Raw genomic sequence first — 16234 nt, 5'->3', positions numbered from 1 at the left:
AGGTGGGAGCAAGAGGCAAGTTGGCGCGTACGTGCTGGCTCTGATGCGCTGGTCGGATCGGTTGCATTGATAGTGACATGTACTGGTGCTCGGATCGGCTACTCCAGACTCGGACTGATTTAGTGAAAAAAGTTCGCTTAGATCCTGCCAAAATGCTTTGTTGAGAGATATAGTGAAATATTTGCACTTAAATTTTGCGATATAAGGTGAGGGTGTTGAATTCCAGATTCTAAGGGAAAAAATTTCACTAAAATCACAATAGTGCTCATTTTCGTGAATTTAATAGAAAAATATTCACTAAATTTAAGAGGTCGTTCCTACACGGTAAAGAGCGTGCCTACACCGCTGACACCTCACCCCTAGTTGGGGCTCTCGCCCCTGCGGGGCCCGCGTCTCCCATCGAGATGCCGTGAATACCCAATCCCCTACCATTTTCCATGAAATTTGCTTTTTTTCGTAACTTTTCCGTTCTAATGTAGTCTATTAATTGTATACTAGATTCCGGGGAACTGAACTGAAAGTTCTCTGAGATAGACTGCATATGATGGGAGAGTAGCGCACAAAAATGGTAGCACACAAGAAGCACGACGGTAAGATGACGAAGAAAATAGCGCGTTTGGCGGCGGTGCACGGTAAGAAGCTGGTGCTGGTGTCTTTGGCAGGAATGATCTGGATTCAGCCTTTCTCAGTGCTGGAGTCTTTCACAGGAACAACATCGAAGGCGTATGCGGCGGATAGTCAGACCGTACAGCTCAGCAGCGAGATGATTACCTCTGGTGCGAAGCTGGTTAAATATCAATACACAACAACCCGCTCCGGCAAATCGGTCAAGGTACTGGCTGATGTGGTCGAGGTGGATCTGAGCAATCCTTATGTCCAACTAGACGTAATGACCGGCAAAAATGGCCAGGTGACTACTCGGCAGTCCGTAGAGGGAATGGCCCAAGAGACAGGGGCAGTTGCCGGTATCAATGGCGACTTCTTTGCAACCAGCGGGCAAGGTGTTGCGATGGGAGCAGCAGTCTCCCAAGGAGTGCTTGTCACGAGTCCCGCACAATTGACAGGGATGTTTGCCTTTGCGGTGAAGAGCGATAATACGCCAATGATTGATCAATTCAGCTTTAATGGATCTGTGATCACTGAAGATGGCTCAGTATTCCCGCTAACCGGGATGAATCAGGAGTCCTATCGAACAGAGCCGGATAATGGATACAGCCACGTTAATAACATGTTTATTTATACTAGTGACTGGAAATCCGAGGAAAGACCGAAGGCAAGCGGAACGACCCCAACGGAGGTATTGGTTCAGGGCGGAGTCATTCAGCAAATAAGCTATAAATCTGCCATTCCTGGCACAGTGCCGGCGGATGGGTATATTTTGCGCGCCCATGGGTTGGCAGCGGACTTCATTGCATCCCATATGCAGATCGGACAGCGGGTAGATACGAATTACCGACTTGTCTCTCGGAGCAGTGGAATTGAATATAATCCTTCAGATCTGAAGATGGTTATCGGAGGACATACCTTGCTGGTGGACCAAGGCGCTGCCTCTTCCTTCACCCGCTCAACGAACTCGATCAGCGGGAGCAGTGCAGTAGCTCGTACGGCTGTGGGCTACTCAAAGGATGGAACGAAGGTTTATCTTATTACGGCGGAGAAAAATTCTGCAAGCACTGGCTTAACGTTGGCTGAATTGCAGAAATTCATGACATCCATCGGCGTTTGGAAAGGAATGAACCTCGATGGCGGCGGATCAACGACATTGGTTACCCGTCCTCTGGCGGAGAATACCGCACAATTGACCTTCACCACCTCGAATGGCTCCGCAGGGCAGCGCGCCGTTGTGAATGGGTTGGGGGTTTATTCCACTGCGCCTGTCGGGACCTTGCAGGGGCTGAAGGTAAGCGGCAGCAAGACACTGCTTATTGGGCAGACGGTTCCTTATACGTTGAAAGGCTACGACAATTACTACAACCCGATTGATACTTCAGGCATCCAAGCGACCTGGAGCGCCAGCAACAGCAATGTAAGCTGGACGGGGGACGGCTTCAAGGGAGTGAAGGCAGGAACGGCTAAAATTACAGCTGCCAGCGGATCCGCAACAAGCAGTATGGATGTGACTGTGCTTGGAGGAACAGACCTTGATACACTCACTCCTGTTACTACTTATGCACCGTTAGAAGCGGGAACAAGCGTCTCCGTACCGGTTACAGCGAAGCTGAAGAGCGGAAGTACGGTCAATATTCCGGATGAGTCGCTGAAATGGACATTCAGCGGCATGAAAGCCGCAGTGCAAAATGGTGTCTTGACGATACAGTCCATTAATAATGGAGCCAAGGTGGCCTATGCGACGCCAAGCTATGACGGCTTTAGCGGAACACCGATCGTCTTCTCGGTATCTGCAGAACAAGTATGGGAGACCTTTGAAAATATCAGCTACCCTGTAAGCTTTACCGGATTGCCGGCAGAGGCGACAGGCAAAGTATCGGTTGTTCAAGGTACTGGGGAACGTGAAAAATCGAAGGTCCTTCAACTGGATTATGATCTTACCTTAGGTACCGGTAACAAGTTTGCTTATGCCCAACTGAACGGAACGACAGGCAGAACGATACCGGAGGGAGCGACCTCTATGTCGATAGACGTGCTTGGCGATGCCAGCCTGAACTGGCTGCGGGCAGAGTTTGAGGACGCCGACGGAAAGGCGGTTTATGCCGACTTGATTCGTCCGCTTGACTTCACAGGCTGGAGAACGCTAACGGCTGATTTAACAGCAAGCGCATTGAAGCACCCGGTCAAGCTGAAGCGTTTGTACGTTGTGAATCTGGAGGATGGCCAGGATGAACGGGCTCTTACGGGCAGCATATCCTTTGATAACATTCGCTTTACTGCACCCGTCACGGGCGGAGATACTGGACTGCCAAGCGCAACGGCTGTAATGGTGACCGGATCGAAGACGATGACGGTTGACGGGAAAAAAGTAACGATGGATGCTGTTCCCCTCATTAAGGATGGAGTGACCTATGTGCCGATTCGATATGTAGTAGATGCTTTTGGCGGACAGGCAACCTGGACAGCCGCTTCGAAGAAAATCACGGTCACACGGGGATTAACAGTATTGGAGCTGACTGTAGGCAAGAAGGAATTTTTGCTGAATGGCGCTGCCAAACAAGGAACAGTAACACCGTTAATCACAAATGGAAGGACTTTAGTCCCATTGCGCATGGTTTCCGAGCAGCTTGGTATTACCGTAAATTGGGAACAGAAAACCAAGTCTATCACACTGCAATCATGATATGATAGTTCTTAGTGCACGGACACTTAAGCATGGGAATGGAGAAGGATGAAGTGGCAGAGTACCAAGCTGATGCAATTGACCGCGTCATTAAAAATGCTGTTGGCGTCATGGAAAACAGCAAGCTGCAGATCCTTGAAATTCTGGAGGCAGCCAGAAGCGAGCTGAATACGCTCAATAATGAGCTGCAGCAGGTGATCAAGGAAACCGCTGAGACGGTTGAGAAGGTTGATCAACTTGAGATAAATTTTAGAAGGTCCCGGATCCGGCTGACAGAAGTCAGCCGGGATTTTGTGCGCTATAAGGAAGAGGACATCAAGCAAGCCTATGAGAGAGCAACCCAGCTTCAATTGGATCTGATGATCTATCGGGAGAAGGAAATGTATCTTAAAGCCAGACGGGATGAATTGCAGAAGCGGGCAAAAAATGTCGAGAAGTCCGTTGAACGTGCGGAAACGGTGAGCTCGCAAATGGCAGTAGTTCTGGAGTACTTATCTGGAGAGCTTGGTCAGGTCAGTCGGATTCTTGAGTCGGCTAAAAACCGCCAAATGATTGGATTGAAGATTATTCTGGCGCAAGAGGAAGAACGTAAACGGATCTCGAGAGAGATTCACGATGGTCCTGCCCAACTGCTGGCAAATCTAGTTCTTAGGACGGAAATTGTCGAAAGAATGATCTCCAAGCAGGATTTCAAGCTGGTGCAAGACGAAATAATAGACTTAAAGAGCCAAGTACGCTCAAGTCTGGAAGAAATGCGTAAGGTGATCTTTAATTTGCGTCCGATGGCGCTGGATGACCTCGGATTAATTCCGACACTCCGAAAGTATGTCCATGACTTTGAGGAAAAGACAAAAATTCGTACGACCTTTGAGACCCGAGGCAAAGAGCATCGCATGTCCTCTCCGATGGAGGCGGCAATTTTCAGGCTGGTTCAGGAGGCCCTAAACAATGCCGCAAAGCACGCATTTCCCACGTTTGTCGGTGTGGATATCAACTATCAGGGAGAGATGCTTCGCATTGTCATACAAGACAACGGTCTTGGCTTCAAAGTGGATCAACTGGAGGAGCGGAACAAGGGACACACGCACTTTGGGCTTATCGGAATGAGGGAACGGGTAGAGCTGCTTGAGGGTAGAATGGATATCGAATCAACAGCGAACGAAGGGACCAAGATCATTATTCACATTCCGACAAAGACAGAAAAAAGAAGGGAGTAACCGGAATGGACAACCTTATTACTGAAGGCAAGTACAAAATCAGGGTTCTTCTAGCGGATGACCATCAGCTGTTCAGAGAAGGTCTGAAACGGATTTTGAATATGGAGGAGGATATTGAGGTCGTAGGTGAATGTGGAGATGGAACCCAGGTGCTTGAGTTCTGTCAATTGCAGCCCCCTGAGATTGTATTAATGGATATCAACATGCCATTATTGAACGGGGTGGATGCTACCGCTGAGCTTCGCGAGCTGCATCCCGACATTAAGGTGATCATCTTATCGATTCATGATGACGAGAGCTATGTATTTGAGACCCTTAGAAAAGGTGCAACAGGTTATTTGCTCAAGGATATGGAGGCCGAATCATTAATTAATGCGATTCGCACGGTGGCAGAGGGCAACGCCTTTATTCATCCGAAGGTAACAGGTAAATTGATTCAGCAGCTTCGCCGTATGGAGTATTTAAGCGAAACGGGTGCGATTGCCGAGGATAATAGAATCCGTGAGGCTGGCGTCAAATTCGTACCGAGCGAAGACAATCCGCTTACTCGCCGGGAAGCCGAGGTATTACGATTGATGGCCGAGGGGCGCAGTAACAAAATGATTGGCGAGCATTTGTTTATCAGTGAGAAGACTGTGAAGAACCATGTTAGCAGTATTTTACAGAAGATGGATGTGGACGATCGTACGCAAGCGGTAATCAATGCCATTAAATTTGGCTGGGTAACCCTGTAGGATTGTATGGAATAGATTGAATTTATGTAAAAGTTGAGCTGATTGAATGCTCGATGGTATACATACAGATTCTGAAGCTCTTGACCATGAACCGACCTGCCGACTGCGGCATATATTGTCGCTATAGAGGATTTGTTTAGTGTGCTGCACTGCAGTAATCTCTGAACAGCCCTTTTAAAGGAGGGGTGTCCATGTTCACCTACATGAGCTGGATTGTGGTCGGTTATGGACTTGCCGCATTGTTGGTACATCTTTTGCATAGACGTTTTCTTCGGAGGACACAAAAGGATGTCTTGGAAACGCATTATATCCTGGTGACTCGTAATCACGAGCTTCAATTGGAATGGTATATCCGGGCACTATCCTGGTATGCGAGAATTCGTGGAGAATGTATCCGTGTTACGGTGTTGGATCAGGCCTCGGAGGATGACACACTTGCGATTCTTAGGCGGCTTTATCATGAGTCGGGAATTCGCTTAAATGTCATCGATATGTCTGATACGGCTGACAAAGTACTCAACAAGAGTCCAGAATCTGCGGACAGGGAGAACAGGGTGCACGTTGATCTGCGCGTGCCGCAGGAGGCGGCTAAAATCCCTTATGTCCATTCCCGAATATAACGAAATAATTAAAATAGCCACATGCAGGACGTGAAGCACACTCTTGAGCAGTTCAATGCTGAGAGTGTGCCTTTTTGTGTCTATTCTGAAACTTTCCTGTATAGCCCAATAAATTAAATTAAAAAATCCCATTTTAATATATATGCATGTAATATTGTGGTATATTATGGATTATAATGACTTAAGAACTAGAATATAGTTGAAAGGTGGTAGAAAGGAGAATAAGTGAAAGTAAGTGTTGGGAGGACAGGATTAGGACATAAGCTGGAGAAACATTAACTAGAATGCTTGAGAAACAGGAGTCAGGCAGAATAGAGCTTTCTTATTCTATATAAGTTGAGCTAAATAAGCTACGTAGAAAGGGCATAAGTGTGAAGTGTGCTGAAGAAGCGAAAGCGTTCGCCTTTGTGAGTGGATTTCAACCTTATAATATCTTAGTTCAATTAGAGAAATCTACGAACAACAGCGATCGTAAGCACACTTCACACGTTGCCCCGAAACGTAAAAGTCAATAGTTCAACTTATATAGTAGCTAGACTAGTAAACAAACTGAGGAGGGAATTTATGAGAGTCAGCTTGTATGTGGTCAGAATCAAGGCGGGATGGGAGATGGAAATTAGTCTGGACTTGGGAGTTGACGTCCTGTGGTGGACAGAGAATGGGCACATGCAGCAATACAGCTCAATAGGCAGGAGGAAGGCTTCGGGTAATAACAAAGGGTATAGGGGCGGGCTGACTAACCGGATTATTCTGTTGTCAGAGTCGATGCCCTTAGGATGGGCTGTGCGGCTTCGCGATCGCTTTAAGCCGTCCGTAATGTATGACAGATGGGCATTTAAACAGTGGAAGGAATACATAGTTAAGGAATTGCATGCCGAGCTTGCTATGGAGCAAAGGTTAGGTCATAGAGAAGCAAGTAGCACGTTGTTAGAAAAGGTGATACATATTCAAAAAATAGAGGCTAGCAAAGCGCGGAGGGAGGAAGACAAGAAGGAAAGGGGAGGGGCAGGCAGAAATCATTGGGCAGCACTGGAGGAGCAGGCGTCGCGCCTGGCAGACGCGCTGACCGGTCGGTCGCTGCTGGAAGGCGAGCTCCAGCAGCTTCTTGCGGAGCGCATGCCGGATCTGGCACCGGCATGGCGCTCCGCGCTGCAGCACGCATACCTGCAAGGGCGCGTGCTGCTCGGCCCGGGCGTCGCGCAAGCTGGCGACGCCCACGGCCGGCCCCGCCGCCTGCTCCGGCGGGGCAAGGGCCTCCGCTGCCGGCGTTGCGGCAGCGGGGTGAATCGCCGCACGCCCTGCGGGTCGTGCGGCCTTAGCGGCTGCGCCTACTGCGAGGCCTGCCTCGCAATGGGGCGCAGCCGCTCTTGTGCGCTGCTGCTGCGCGGCAGCAGCGCCTGGTCGCCGCGGGCGCCCGAAGGGCCCGCGGCGGCGGGAAGCCCCACCGAGTCCATGCTGGACCGGTGGGGGCTAAGCCCGGCGCAGCGCGTTGCGGCGTCCGCCGCGCTGCATTCCCTGGCACAGCACCAGCGGCGCTTTCTGCTGTGGGCCGTTACCGGAGCAGGCAAGACGGAGATGATTTTCCCTCTGCTTCAATATACATTGGCTCGCGGAGGAAAGGCTCTAGTAGCAACACCCCGGCGGGATGTAGTATTGGAATTGGCTCCGAGAATGGCCAAGGCTTTCCCGGAGACACAGCCAGTGGTGTTATACGGAGGAAGTCCGCACCGTTGGGAAGAAGGCAAGCTCTATCTGGCCACAACTCATCAGCTTATGCGGTTTCATCAGGCCTTTGATTTGGTTGTTATTGATGAGCTGGACGCTTATCCGTATCATAACGATCCTATGCTGGCTTATGCGGCAGAGGCAAGCTGCAAGCTGGAAGGGAGTTTTATTTATCTCTCGGCAACTCCCCCTGCCGGGCTACAGCGGGAAGCCCGATCCGGACATTTGCCTTACGCCAGAGTGCCTGTTCGTTATCATCGCTACCCGCTCCCGGTTCCAGGGCGCATCTCTATGCGGCCGGTTAATCATTGCCTGACTAAGCAGGCAATCCCTTCTGCTTTGGCAGGAAAAATGCGGAGCTCGCTGGAACGTGGAGCCCAGGTGTTTTGCTTTGTGTCCAGAATCCGGCATATTGCTCCTTTAGTGCTGCTGCTGCAGAGTTGTTTTCCGGACTATCCGATCGGCGGCACCTCCTCGCAAGATGCGGAGAGAGGCAGCAAGGTGGAGGAATTTCGTGCTTCCAGGATTCGTCTATTGGTAACAACTACGATACTGGAAAGAGGAGTCACCATACCTAAAAGTGACGTATACATATTAGATGCGCATAGTGAACTGTTTGATGAAGCCTCACTGGTCCAGATGGCCGGCCGGGCAGGCCGTTCCCAGGGGGATCCCGCGGGAAAGGTGCTCTTCGCTTCTCCGGAGTGGACTCAATCACAGCGCGGGGCGATTCGCCAGATTCGCACCATGAACAAAATTGCCCTTAAGCAAGGATATCTTATTCGGGAGGGGGCATAGTCATATGTCGAATGCTTCAAATAAGAACGTGCACCCATCGAATAACTATAGACAAGTCCTTTTTAAAAACGGCGGCCTCCATAAATTTTCCAATTTGTATACGTATCAGCACCCTTCCAGCTACGAGGCTTCAAAACAGAGCGAACCGCTTATGACTAAATCTGCCCCTGGACAGAAGGAGTCTGAGGAGCATCTGGATCAACAAGTCTCGATCCATGAATATTCACGAGTACCTTATACTTATATAGATTGGGGTTCGGCACTCGAATCTGCTCTAATCCCGTTACATAAATTATTGGCTCCGCCCGCATATCCTTGTCTTGCCTGCGGCAAGATCATTTCTGACAGTGCCAAGGGATACCCGGAGATTTGCTCTGCTTGTTATAGTTCAATTCCCTGGATCCGTCATATTAAATGCAGCATTTGCGGAAGAGCTGCAGGCTGCCCGGATTGCACGCGGGAGACGCTGGAGCCCAGACATTTTGTGCTCAATCGCAGTGTTGTCTCCTATACTCCGCTGATGCGGGACTGGTTAGCTCGTTTTAAATTCAGAGGAGATGAAGCGCTTGGAGGGATCCTTGCTCGAATGGTAGGTGACGGCATGAAACGGCTGGAGTGTGAATTAAGGTTGAGCTGCAGCCGAAAAAAAACGTCATTTTTTGATATAGTGACCTATGTGCCTATAAGCAGTGAACGGATGCTGGAACGGGGGTTTAATCAAGCAAGGCTTCTGGCGGTCGAAGCGGCCAGGGTTGGGCGAGTTCCTCTGCTTGAACTGCTTCAGCGTTCCCGGCATACGGACAAGCAGAGCAGTAAAAGCCGCAGACAGCGGATACAGGATCTGTACGGTATTTTCATTCCAGCAGATGACGCTGAGGAGCAAGTAAAGTCGTTAAGGGTGAATGTCCTTCGCAAAAAAGAGTTAAAGATACTGCTTATTGACGATGTATATACTACAGGGAGCACCGTGGATGCTTGCGCACACGCTTTGCAGGAGTTGTTCATGACAACAGATGTTAAGACTGAAATCTATAGTCTAACATGGGCCCGCTCCTGAGGGAGGTTTAAGTTAACGTATTAACAAATAAAAGGCATGGACGAAAATGTAAAAATCATGTAATCTATCAGCAATAGATGTAATTGAAAGGACGAGCATCGTATGGATATGAATTTGGGAAATTGTCCACGCTGTGGAAAGCTGTTTGCCAAAAACTTCAGAGATATTTGCCCTGCATGTTCAAAGGATATAGAGCGGGAATATGAGCTTTGCCTGGAATATTTGCGCGCGGAGAAGACGGCGACGATTCAGGAGGTTTCAGAAGCGACGGGGGTTTCGATCAAGCAGATTACCAAGTTTATCCGAGAGGGCCGTATTTCAATTGCCAACAATCCGAATATGATGTATCCTTGCGAGGTTTGCGGGGTTCTGATTCGGGAGGGCAATATGTGCGACTCCTGCCGGTCAAGATTAGCGCGTGATTTATCTGCAGTTGCAAAAGAAGAGGAGTCTTCCAGGGGCTCGAATGACAACCGGGGTGGAGGAGCATACGGAGTTGTCGACAAATTCCGTGGGCCGTCACGCTAAAAAACGGGCTATCTTGGCATAATATTCATGAACATCCAATGCTTCGCTATTAAATATGATTCATTACACGCCGATAAACTTAGTAAAGATTATCGGCGTTTTTATTTTGGAAGAAAGGGTGAACCCCATGAAAATTAATGAGACCGGACGGCTGGGAGCCATAAATAGTTATCAACGCCATATTGAGTCGCAGCGCAAAGATACGGAAAACAAGACTCGCCGAAAGGATGAGGTGTCTATTTCGAGCGAAGCGATGGAGCTGTTGAAGGCACAAGAAGGAGTTCAAGGAGCCGAACGAAGTTCGCGGATTGAGGAACTGAAGACATTGGTATCTACGGGTACTTATCAGGTGGAGACCAGCAAGCTCGTTGACAAGCTTCTGCCTTACTTCAAGTCATCTTCAGATAATTAGGAGGCTGCAATGGCGATCTGGCAATTAATTGACTCGCTTAATGAGCTTAACGAAGCTCATCAGAACATGTTGACATTAGGAGAAGCAAAACGTACCGCAATTGTGGCCAACGACATAGATACACTGATCGGAATCATGAATCAGGAATCCCGGTTAGTGAAGAAGATCTCTGCATTGGATGAGCAACGACTTGCAGCGTGCCAGGTTTTTCTTCAGGAAAAAGGCATTAAATCGCTGCTTAATCTGAACCTGACGGAACTGACAAGACTTGTGTTCGATCCAGAAGAGAAGGAAGCGCTGAAACAGGCTCAATCCGGGTTGTCATGGACGCTGGGAGAGTTAAAGCGCGTTAATGATTTGAACCAACAGTTAATAGAGCAATCATTGGCCTTCGTGGATTACTCATTAAATTTGCTAGGGAACAACGGGGAGCAGGAAGCAACATACCAGAATCCCGCATCAAAAAATGCAACGCAACAAAAAACGGGATTTTTCGATGCACGGGCTTAACCCAAAGGAGGGAAATTATGGCATCTACATTTCATTCGATTGAAACGGCAAAACGCAGTATACTTACCCAAACTGCGGCGTTAAATACAACAGGTCATAACGTGGCAAATGCCAATACAGAGGGCTACTCACGACAGGTTGTGAATATGAAGGCTTCTTTGTCGATGGAGGCCTACGGGGTGAATCGCTCGATTTCTCCTGGTCAGCTGGGGACAGGGGTTGAATTTGACTCGATTACACGGATTCGCAATGTTTTTTTGGACGGGCAGTTCCGTGGGGAAAACAGCAGCAACGGCAGATGGACTATTCAGGCGGAGAATCTGTCCAAGCTGGAAGGTATTATGAATGAGCCTTCTGATTCCGGACTCAGGGCCGTGCTGGACAAGTTCTGGCAGGCATGGTCTGATCTAAGCAAGGATCCGGAGAATTCGACGGCCCGCAAGATCGTGCTGGAGACCGGTGTGGCGATGACAGATGCTATTAATTATATGAATCGACAGTTGGATAATCTCTCAGCTGATTTGACAACAAGCATAGGCATGAAGGATCAGGAAGCGATCGGCTATTTAAGCTCTATTGCAGACCTGAACGCTTCCATTGCAAGGCTGGAGGGGCTTGGTGACGACGCTAACGATCTCCGGGATCAACGCGATCTGCTCACAGACAAGCTGTCCAAAATTGTGAATATTACAGTTACTGAAGAAGAGACAGGTTATAATATTATGATGGGCACTACCCCGCTTCTGCAGGGAAATGCGGTGCAGGTGCAACAAGCGCCGGCTGGGGATCCTTCCGCGTCCTTCCTGATGCAAGGCTATGCGGCAGGGACTTTGCAGGGCGGTGAAGCTTATGGCATTATCTATTCCCGTGACAGTTATGTTGTGGACAGCAAGGCTCAACTGAACAATCTGGTAAATACAATTATGAATGGCCGGATTGAGAATATACCTATTCCTGCAGGCTCAATGCTGCCAGAAGGCACTGTCGTAAAACAGGATACAACTGTAACCGTTAATGGTGCAGATCAGCTTGTCACGGCCGGAAGCCCTCTGCCGGCTAATAGCGTTTTGAAGAGCGCGACCACAATTGATGTGAATGGATTTAATGGCCTGCATCAGCTTGGTTTTACTTTGAATGGAACCACGGATCGCGGTTTGCCGTTCTTTGTGGGAACAGATGCAGGCAGTTTGAGGATTAACCCGGCTATTCTTAGCAATTCTAATCTGCTTGCGACCTCACTTCGTACGGAGGGAGCGGGGACTGGCGCGGTGGTTAAGGGAAATAACACCCTGGCATTGCTTATGTCTAGCTTGAATGAAGCCAAGTTCACAGCTGCTGATGGAACACAATCGACAGTAAATTCGCAGTATGCAGCGATGGTGGGAATACTCGGTGTCAAGGCGGAAGAAGCTCAGCGGCAGGCCGAGAACTCAGACATATTAGTGACACAGGTTGAGTCACACCGTCAGTCCATTAGCGGAGTCTCTCTGGATGAAGAACTCTCTAACATGATGAAATTCCAGCATGCCTATACATCTGCTGCGCGTTTCATGACCACCTTCGATCAGTTGCTGGATAAATTAATTAACTCTACTGGTATAGTAGGTAGATAAGGAGAGTGAACTAGATGATTCGTGTAACCTCCAATATGCTGAATAATCAAATGCTGCTTAACTTGAATCGCAATGGCGTGAATTTAAATAAATTACAGACCCAGCTAGCTACAGGCCGCAAAATTAACAAGCCTTCTGATGACCCTGTCGGCATTACGTACTCTATGCGCTATCGGGCGGAGCTGTCCTCGAATGAGCAGTATCAGAAGAACGTGGATAGCGCCCAATCCTGGCTTGAGGCTACGGACACAGCAATTGATCAAGTAGGGAGCATACTGCATCGCGTGAAGGAATTAACCGTTCAGGCATCTAACTCAACGAATCCAGACTCTGCACTGGATAGCATCAATACGGAGATCAAGCAGCTCAAGGAGCAATTGCTGGATATCGGAAACAGTAAAATAAACGGAAAATATATTTTTAATGGTCAGACCTATGACAAGAAGCCATACGACTTTCCTAAAGGAGCAGATAATTTATCCGATACCTCCGCTGCAGGAGATTTGGCAACAGATGCAAGCGAGATTAATTATTTTATTGGAGACAACATTCAATTAAGCGTGAATGTTACTGGTAATGATATCTTCGGTAGTCCCGCTGATGCGGATGGCGATCATATCTTTACGATGCTGGATAGACTCAGCGTGGCGCTTGAAGCAAGTGACTTTGATACTATTTCTGATCAGTTAGATCTCATCAATACGAGACTGGACAAGGTGTTAACTGCCGGATCGCAAGTGGGAGCAAAAACGAATCGAGTCGAGCTGATGCAAAGCAGGCTAACTGATCTTGAAGTTAACCTGAACGATATGCAGGCAAGTGTTGAGGATGTAGACTATGAGAAGGCTATTTTAAATGCAAAGATTCAAGAAAGCATCTATAATGCCTCCTTATCTACCGGAGCCAAAATAATCTCTAACTCATTAGCTGATTTCCTGAGGTAGGCGGTGAAGGTTCTATGATCCCTCAACTTCAAATTCGCCAGCAACCTGCGCTGTTGTCCATTGAATCTACGAACGCTTCGCTATCAATACACCAACAGCGACCTGACTTTAGTATTGAAACCCGAAGAGCCGACCTGCATATAGAACAGCCCAGACCTGCAATGGAGATCGATCAGCACGAAGCGTGGCGCGCCTATACAGGCGGTCATCCGTTGGAGATGAATCAGCAGATTTATTCCAACCTGCCCAGCCTGTTCCTGCAAGGTCTGGCAAAAAGGGTAGAGCAAGGCAATCAACTGGCACAGTTCCATCAGCCCGGCGGTTCTATTGCAGAGGTATATGGAGGAGATTGGAAGCGGGATCCCTTCGTTGAATATCGTGCGCCTGCCTCCTATGATAATGTGGATATACATGTACAGCGCAATAACCCCGTCATACAGGCTCAGGCGAATCCGCCACAGATTAGTGCGCAGGCTTATATACCGGATATTAATTACCATCCAGGGAAGCTTGATGTTCAAGTGAAGCAGTATGCCTCAGTAGAGATCATCCCTCCTGAACTGGATGTAGTGGTATAATAGATTATCACATGTGTGAAAGATAGCTATAGCGGTTTGCAGTCCGGCTATAGCTATTTCTATTTCAATACAAGTTCAAGCGATGGAGTTGATTACGATGGAAATTGAAACAGCGCAATTTGGAAGAATAGGTATAGCGGATTCGCAAATTTATAGTTTTCCAAAAGGAATTCCCGGATTCGAAGAACACGACCGGTTCGCGATTATTGACATAGAAGGCACCCCTTTTTCATACTTGCAGTCTTTAGTCCAGCGTGAGATATCACTTCTGATTACCGATCCTTTTGTGTTCTATAAAGATTATGAATTTGAATTGCCCGTCTCGGTGATTGAAGAACTAGAACTGGGTACAGAGATTCAGATTCGCAATATTGTCACCCTGCAGGGTGAGATGCAGCAATCCACCCTGAATTTGCTTGCGCCGCTGGTCTTCAATACAGCAAGCAACGTAGCCAGACAAGTCATTCTGCATGACAGTCCCTACACCTCGCGTCATTTGTTGTGGGGGAGTTCTGCGCCGGAGAAGGGGGCCGAATAATATGCTTGTACTATCTCGCAGAAAAGGTGAGTCTATCGTTATTCAGGATAACATCGAGATAACCATCCTGGGTATTGAGGGGGACAATGTTCGCATAGGCATTAAAGCCCCTAGACAAGTCGAAGTGTTCCGCAAAGAAATTTATTTGTCGATCCAGGAGTTGAACAGACAATCTATCGCACATGGACAGGCGGATATAGAGAAACTGATGGAGAGATTTAACCAGTCCTCTGAATCTTGAATATTTTTTAGGAAAAATAGTCCATTTGCTCTAAATTTCCGAATTATCCATGTCGATATATGTATAAGACGCTATTTCGGAGGGGCGGCCGACCTTAACGAAAGCAAGCGGACCACAAGGATGTGGAATAAATTTATTTCAGGGAGGAAATTTACAATGATTATCAACCACAACATTGCTGCACTGAATACTCACCGTCAACTGGGCGCTAACACTGGCGCATCTTCCAAGAATCTGGAGAAATTGTCTTCCGGTCTTCGCATCAACCGTGCTGGTGACGATGCTGCCGGCTTGGCTATTTCCGAGAAAATGCGTGGACAAATCCGCGGCTTGGACATGGCTCAAAAGAACGCTCAAGACGGTATTTCCTTGATTCAAACAGCTGAAGGCGCATTGACTGAAACACACAGCATTCTTCAACGTATGCGTGAGCTGGCAGTTCAAGCTTCTTCCGATACCAACGAAGGCGTTGACCGTCAAAAGCTTCAATCCGAGGTTAACGAATTGTCTAAGGAAATTAAACGTATTTCTACTGACACAGAGTTCAATAACCAAAAAGTACTGAATGGCGAATTTAACGATAAAGTGTTTCATATCGGTGCTAACTCTGGTCAAAGCATTAAATTGTCCATCGGTGACATGAGCAATACTGAGTTAGGCGTTAATGGTTATGTAGGTGTAGAATCTGAGGCTCTTAATGACAAAATTATTATTACAAACAAAGATAATGAAGCTTACAAGATTAAAGTAACTGCTGCACAAGATGAGACTGGAGCGGAAGTTAAGAAGACTACAGCTACTATGGATGAAAATGGTTTAATCACTATTACCATCAAGCAAGCTGCACCTGGTGTGGATGGAGCTGGTGATCCTGAGGCAGGAGCTGTTACTGGTACTTATGAAGACGTTGTAAATGCTCTGAAATCTCTTGGTTTTGAAGCTGAGGTTGCTAGTGGAACCGATGCTACTGATGCTGTTCTTGCTGCTGATATTACTGCTGCAGCTGCAGCAGACACTGATGTAGCGGAAGCAACTGTAGCAGATGATACGGTTGGTGTTAACATCTCTACCCAACGTTCTGCTGATAAAGCAATCACAACAATCAACAACGCCCTGAACGCAGTTTCCGAAGAACGCTCTAAGTTGGGTGCGAACCAAAACCGTTTGGAACACACAATTAACAACTTGGGTGCTACTTCCGAGAACTTGACAGCTGCTGAATCCCGTATCCGCGACGTAGATATGGCAAAAGAAATGATGTCCTTCACGAAGAATAACATTCTTACTCAAGCTGCTCAAGCGATGTTGGCACAAGCTAACCAACAGCCACAAGGCGTACTGCAATTGCTTCGTTAAGAATTGGTATCTAATCGTTAACGTGCCGTGACAAGAGTTACAGCAAGTTTGTCACGGCAAAACAACCACAA

General features: G+C 47.9%; 15 protein-coding genes. All 15 read left to right on the top strand.

What is annotated here, in order from left to right; all coding sequences use genetic code 11:
* Window positions 1-595 precede the first annotated feature (595 nt).
* Window positions 596-3292 carry a stalk domain-containing protein gene (locus TX85_RS17735; protein ID WP_101781198.1) on the top strand — a complete coding sequence of 899 codons (2697 nt, stop codon included), beginning with the start codon at window positions 596-598 and terminating at the stop codon, window positions 3290-3292.
* 53 nt (window positions 3293-3345) lie between these two features.
* Window positions 3346-4509: a sensor histidine kinase gene (locus TX85_RS17730; RefSeq protein WP_262362685.1), complete on the top strand. Its 1164-nt coding sequence runs from the start codon at window positions 3346-3348 to the stop codon at window positions 4507-4509.
* 5 nt (window positions 4510-4514) lie between these two features.
* On the top strand, window positions 4515-5243 hold the full coding sequence (locus TX85_RS17725) for a response regulator transcription factor (protein ID WP_044481022.1): 729 nt from the start codon (window positions 4515-4517) through the stop codon (window positions 5241-5243).
* A gap of 191 nt (window positions 5244-5434) precedes the next feature.
* The gene (locus TX85_RS17720) at window positions 5435-5863 is read left to right on the top strand and encodes a hypothetical protein (protein WP_044481021.1); all 429 of its coding nucleotides are present in this window, start codon (window positions 5435-5437) and stop codon (window positions 5861-5863) included.
* Window positions 5864-6427: 564 nt separating this feature from the next.
* Window positions 6428-8386, top strand: a complete 1959-nt coding sequence (locus TX85_RS17715; RefSeq protein WP_044481020.1) for a DEAD/DEAH box helicase — start codon at window positions 6428-6430, stop codon at window positions 8384-8386.
* A 4-nt stretch (window positions 8387-8390) separates the two neighbouring features.
* The gene (locus TX85_RS17710; protein ID WP_049895035.1) at window positions 8391-9443 is read left to right on the top strand and encodes a ComF family protein; all 1053 of its coding nucleotides are present in this window, start codon (window positions 8391-8393) and stop codon (window positions 9441-9443) included.
* A 108-nt stretch (window positions 9444-9551) separates the two neighbouring features.
* Window positions 9552-9971: a TIGR03826 family flagellar region protein gene (locus tag TX85_RS17705; RefSeq protein WP_044481609.1), complete on the top strand. Its 420-nt coding sequence runs from the start codon at window positions 9552-9554 to the stop codon at window positions 9969-9971.
* Window positions 9972-10098: 127 nt separating this feature from the next.
* Window positions 10099-10383, top strand: a complete 285-nt coding sequence (gene flgM / locus TX85_RS17700; protein WP_044481019.1) for a flagellar biosynthesis anti-sigma factor FlgM — start codon at window positions 10099-10101, stop codon at window positions 10381-10383.
* 9 nt (window positions 10384-10392) lie between these two features.
* Complete coding sequence (locus tag TX85_RS17695; RefSeq protein WP_044481018.1) at window positions 10393-10893, top strand: flagellar protein FlgN; 501 nt, start codon at window positions 10393-10395, stop codon at window positions 10891-10893.
* A 17-nt stretch (window positions 10894-10910) separates the two neighbouring features.
* Window positions 10911-12506 (top strand): flagellar hook-associated protein FlgK, encoded by a 1596-nt coding sequence (flgK, locus tag TX85_RS17690; RefSeq protein ID WP_044481016.1) that lies wholly within the window; start codon window positions 10911-10913, stop codon window positions 12504-12506.
* Window positions 12507-12520: 14 nt separating this feature from the next.
* On the top strand, window positions 12521-13450 hold the full coding sequence (flgL, locus tag TX85_RS17685) for a flagellar hook-associated protein FlgL (RefSeq protein ID WP_044481015.1): 930 nt from the start codon (window positions 12521-12523) through the stop codon (window positions 13448-13450).
* Between the two features lie 14 nt (window positions 13451-13464).
* Window positions 13465-14028, top strand: a complete 564-nt coding sequence (locus tag TX85_RS17680; protein WP_044481013.1) for a DUF6470 family protein — start codon at window positions 13465-13467, stop codon at window positions 14026-14028.
* A gap of 97 nt (window positions 14029-14125) precedes the next feature.
* Window positions 14126-14566, top strand: a complete 441-nt coding sequence (gene fliW / locus TX85_RS17675) for a flagellar assembly protein FliW (RefSeq protein WP_044481012.1) — start codon at window positions 14126-14128, stop codon at window positions 14564-14566.
* Window position 14567: 1 nt separating this feature from the next.
* Window positions 14568-14807, top strand: a complete 240-nt coding sequence (csrA, locus tag TX85_RS17670) for a carbon storage regulator CsrA (protein ID WP_044481010.1) — start codon at window positions 14568-14570, stop codon at window positions 14805-14807.
* A 156-nt stretch (window positions 14808-14963) separates the two neighbouring features.
* On the top strand, window positions 14964-16163 hold the full coding sequence (locus tag TX85_RS17665; RefSeq protein ID WP_044481008.1) for a flagellin N-terminal helical domain-containing protein: 1200 nt from the start codon (window positions 14964-14966) through the stop codon (window positions 16161-16163).
* Window positions 16164-16234 lie beyond the last annotated feature (71 nt).

This window comes from Paenibacillus antibioticophila (genome assembly GCF_000455265.1).
Taxonomy (GTDB): domain Bacteria; phylum Bacillota; class Bacilli; order Paenibacillales; family Paenibacillaceae; genus Fontibacillus; species Fontibacillus antibioticophila.
The sequence above is the reverse complement of the archived record's forward strand: the minus strand, read 5'-3'. Positions and strand labels throughout refer to the sequence as shown.

Excerpts from the sequence above, each read along its gene's own strand:
- TX85_RS17710 (WP_049895035.1), top strand. The coding sequence starts at position 8,391 with ATGTCGAATGCTTCAAATAAGAACGTGCACCCATCGAATAACTATAGA.
- TX85_RS17705 (WP_044481609.1), top strand. The coding sequence starts at position 9,552 with ATGAATTTGGGAAATTGTCCACGCTGTGGAAAGCTGTTTGCCAAAAAC.
- TX85_RS17695 (WP_044481018.1), top strand. The coding sequence starts at position 10,393 with ATGGCGATCTGGCAATTAATTGACTCGCTTAATGAGCTTAACGAAGCT.
- TX85_RS17725 (WP_044481022.1), top strand. The coding sequence starts at position 4,515 with ATGGACAACCTTATTACTGAAGGCAAGTACAAAATCAGGGTTCTTCTA.
- flgM (WP_044481019.1), top strand. The coding sequence starts at position 10,099 with ATGAAAATTAATGAGACCGGACGGCTGGGAGCCATAAATAGTTATCAA.
- flgK (WP_044481016.1), top strand. The coding sequence starts at position 10,911 with ATGGCATCTACATTTCATTCGATTGAAACGGCAAAACGCAGTATACTT.
- TX85_RS17665 (WP_044481008.1), top strand. The coding sequence starts at position 14,964 with ATGATTATCAACCACAACATTGCTGCACTGAATACTCACCGTCAACTG.
- flgL (WP_044481015.1), top strand. The coding sequence starts at position 12,521 with ATGATTCGTGTAACCTCCAATATGCTGAATAATCAAATGCTGCTTAAC.
- TX85_RS17680 (WP_044481013.1), top strand. The coding sequence starts at position 13,465 with ATGATCCCTCAACTTCAAATTCGCCAGCAACCTGCGCTGTTGTCCATT.
- csrA (WP_044481010.1), top strand. The coding sequence starts at position 14,568 with ATGCTTGTACTATCTCGCAGAAAAGGTGAGTCTATCGTTATTCAGGAT.
- TX85_RS17715 (WP_044481020.1), top strand. The coding sequence starts at position 6,428 with ATGAGAGTCAGCTTGTATGTGGTCAGAATCAAGGCGGGATGGGAGATG.
- TX85_RS17720 (WP_044481021.1), top strand. The coding sequence starts at position 5,435 with ATGTTCACCTACATGAGCTGGATTGTGGTCGGTTATGGACTTGCCGCA.
- TX85_RS17735 (WP_101781198.1), top strand. The coding sequence starts at position 596 with ATGACGAAGAAAATAGCGCGTTTGGCGGCGGTGCACGGTAAGAAGCTG.
- fliW (WP_044481012.1), top strand. The coding sequence starts at position 14,126 with ATGGAAATTGAAACAGCGCAATTTGGAAGAATAGGTATAGCGGATTCG.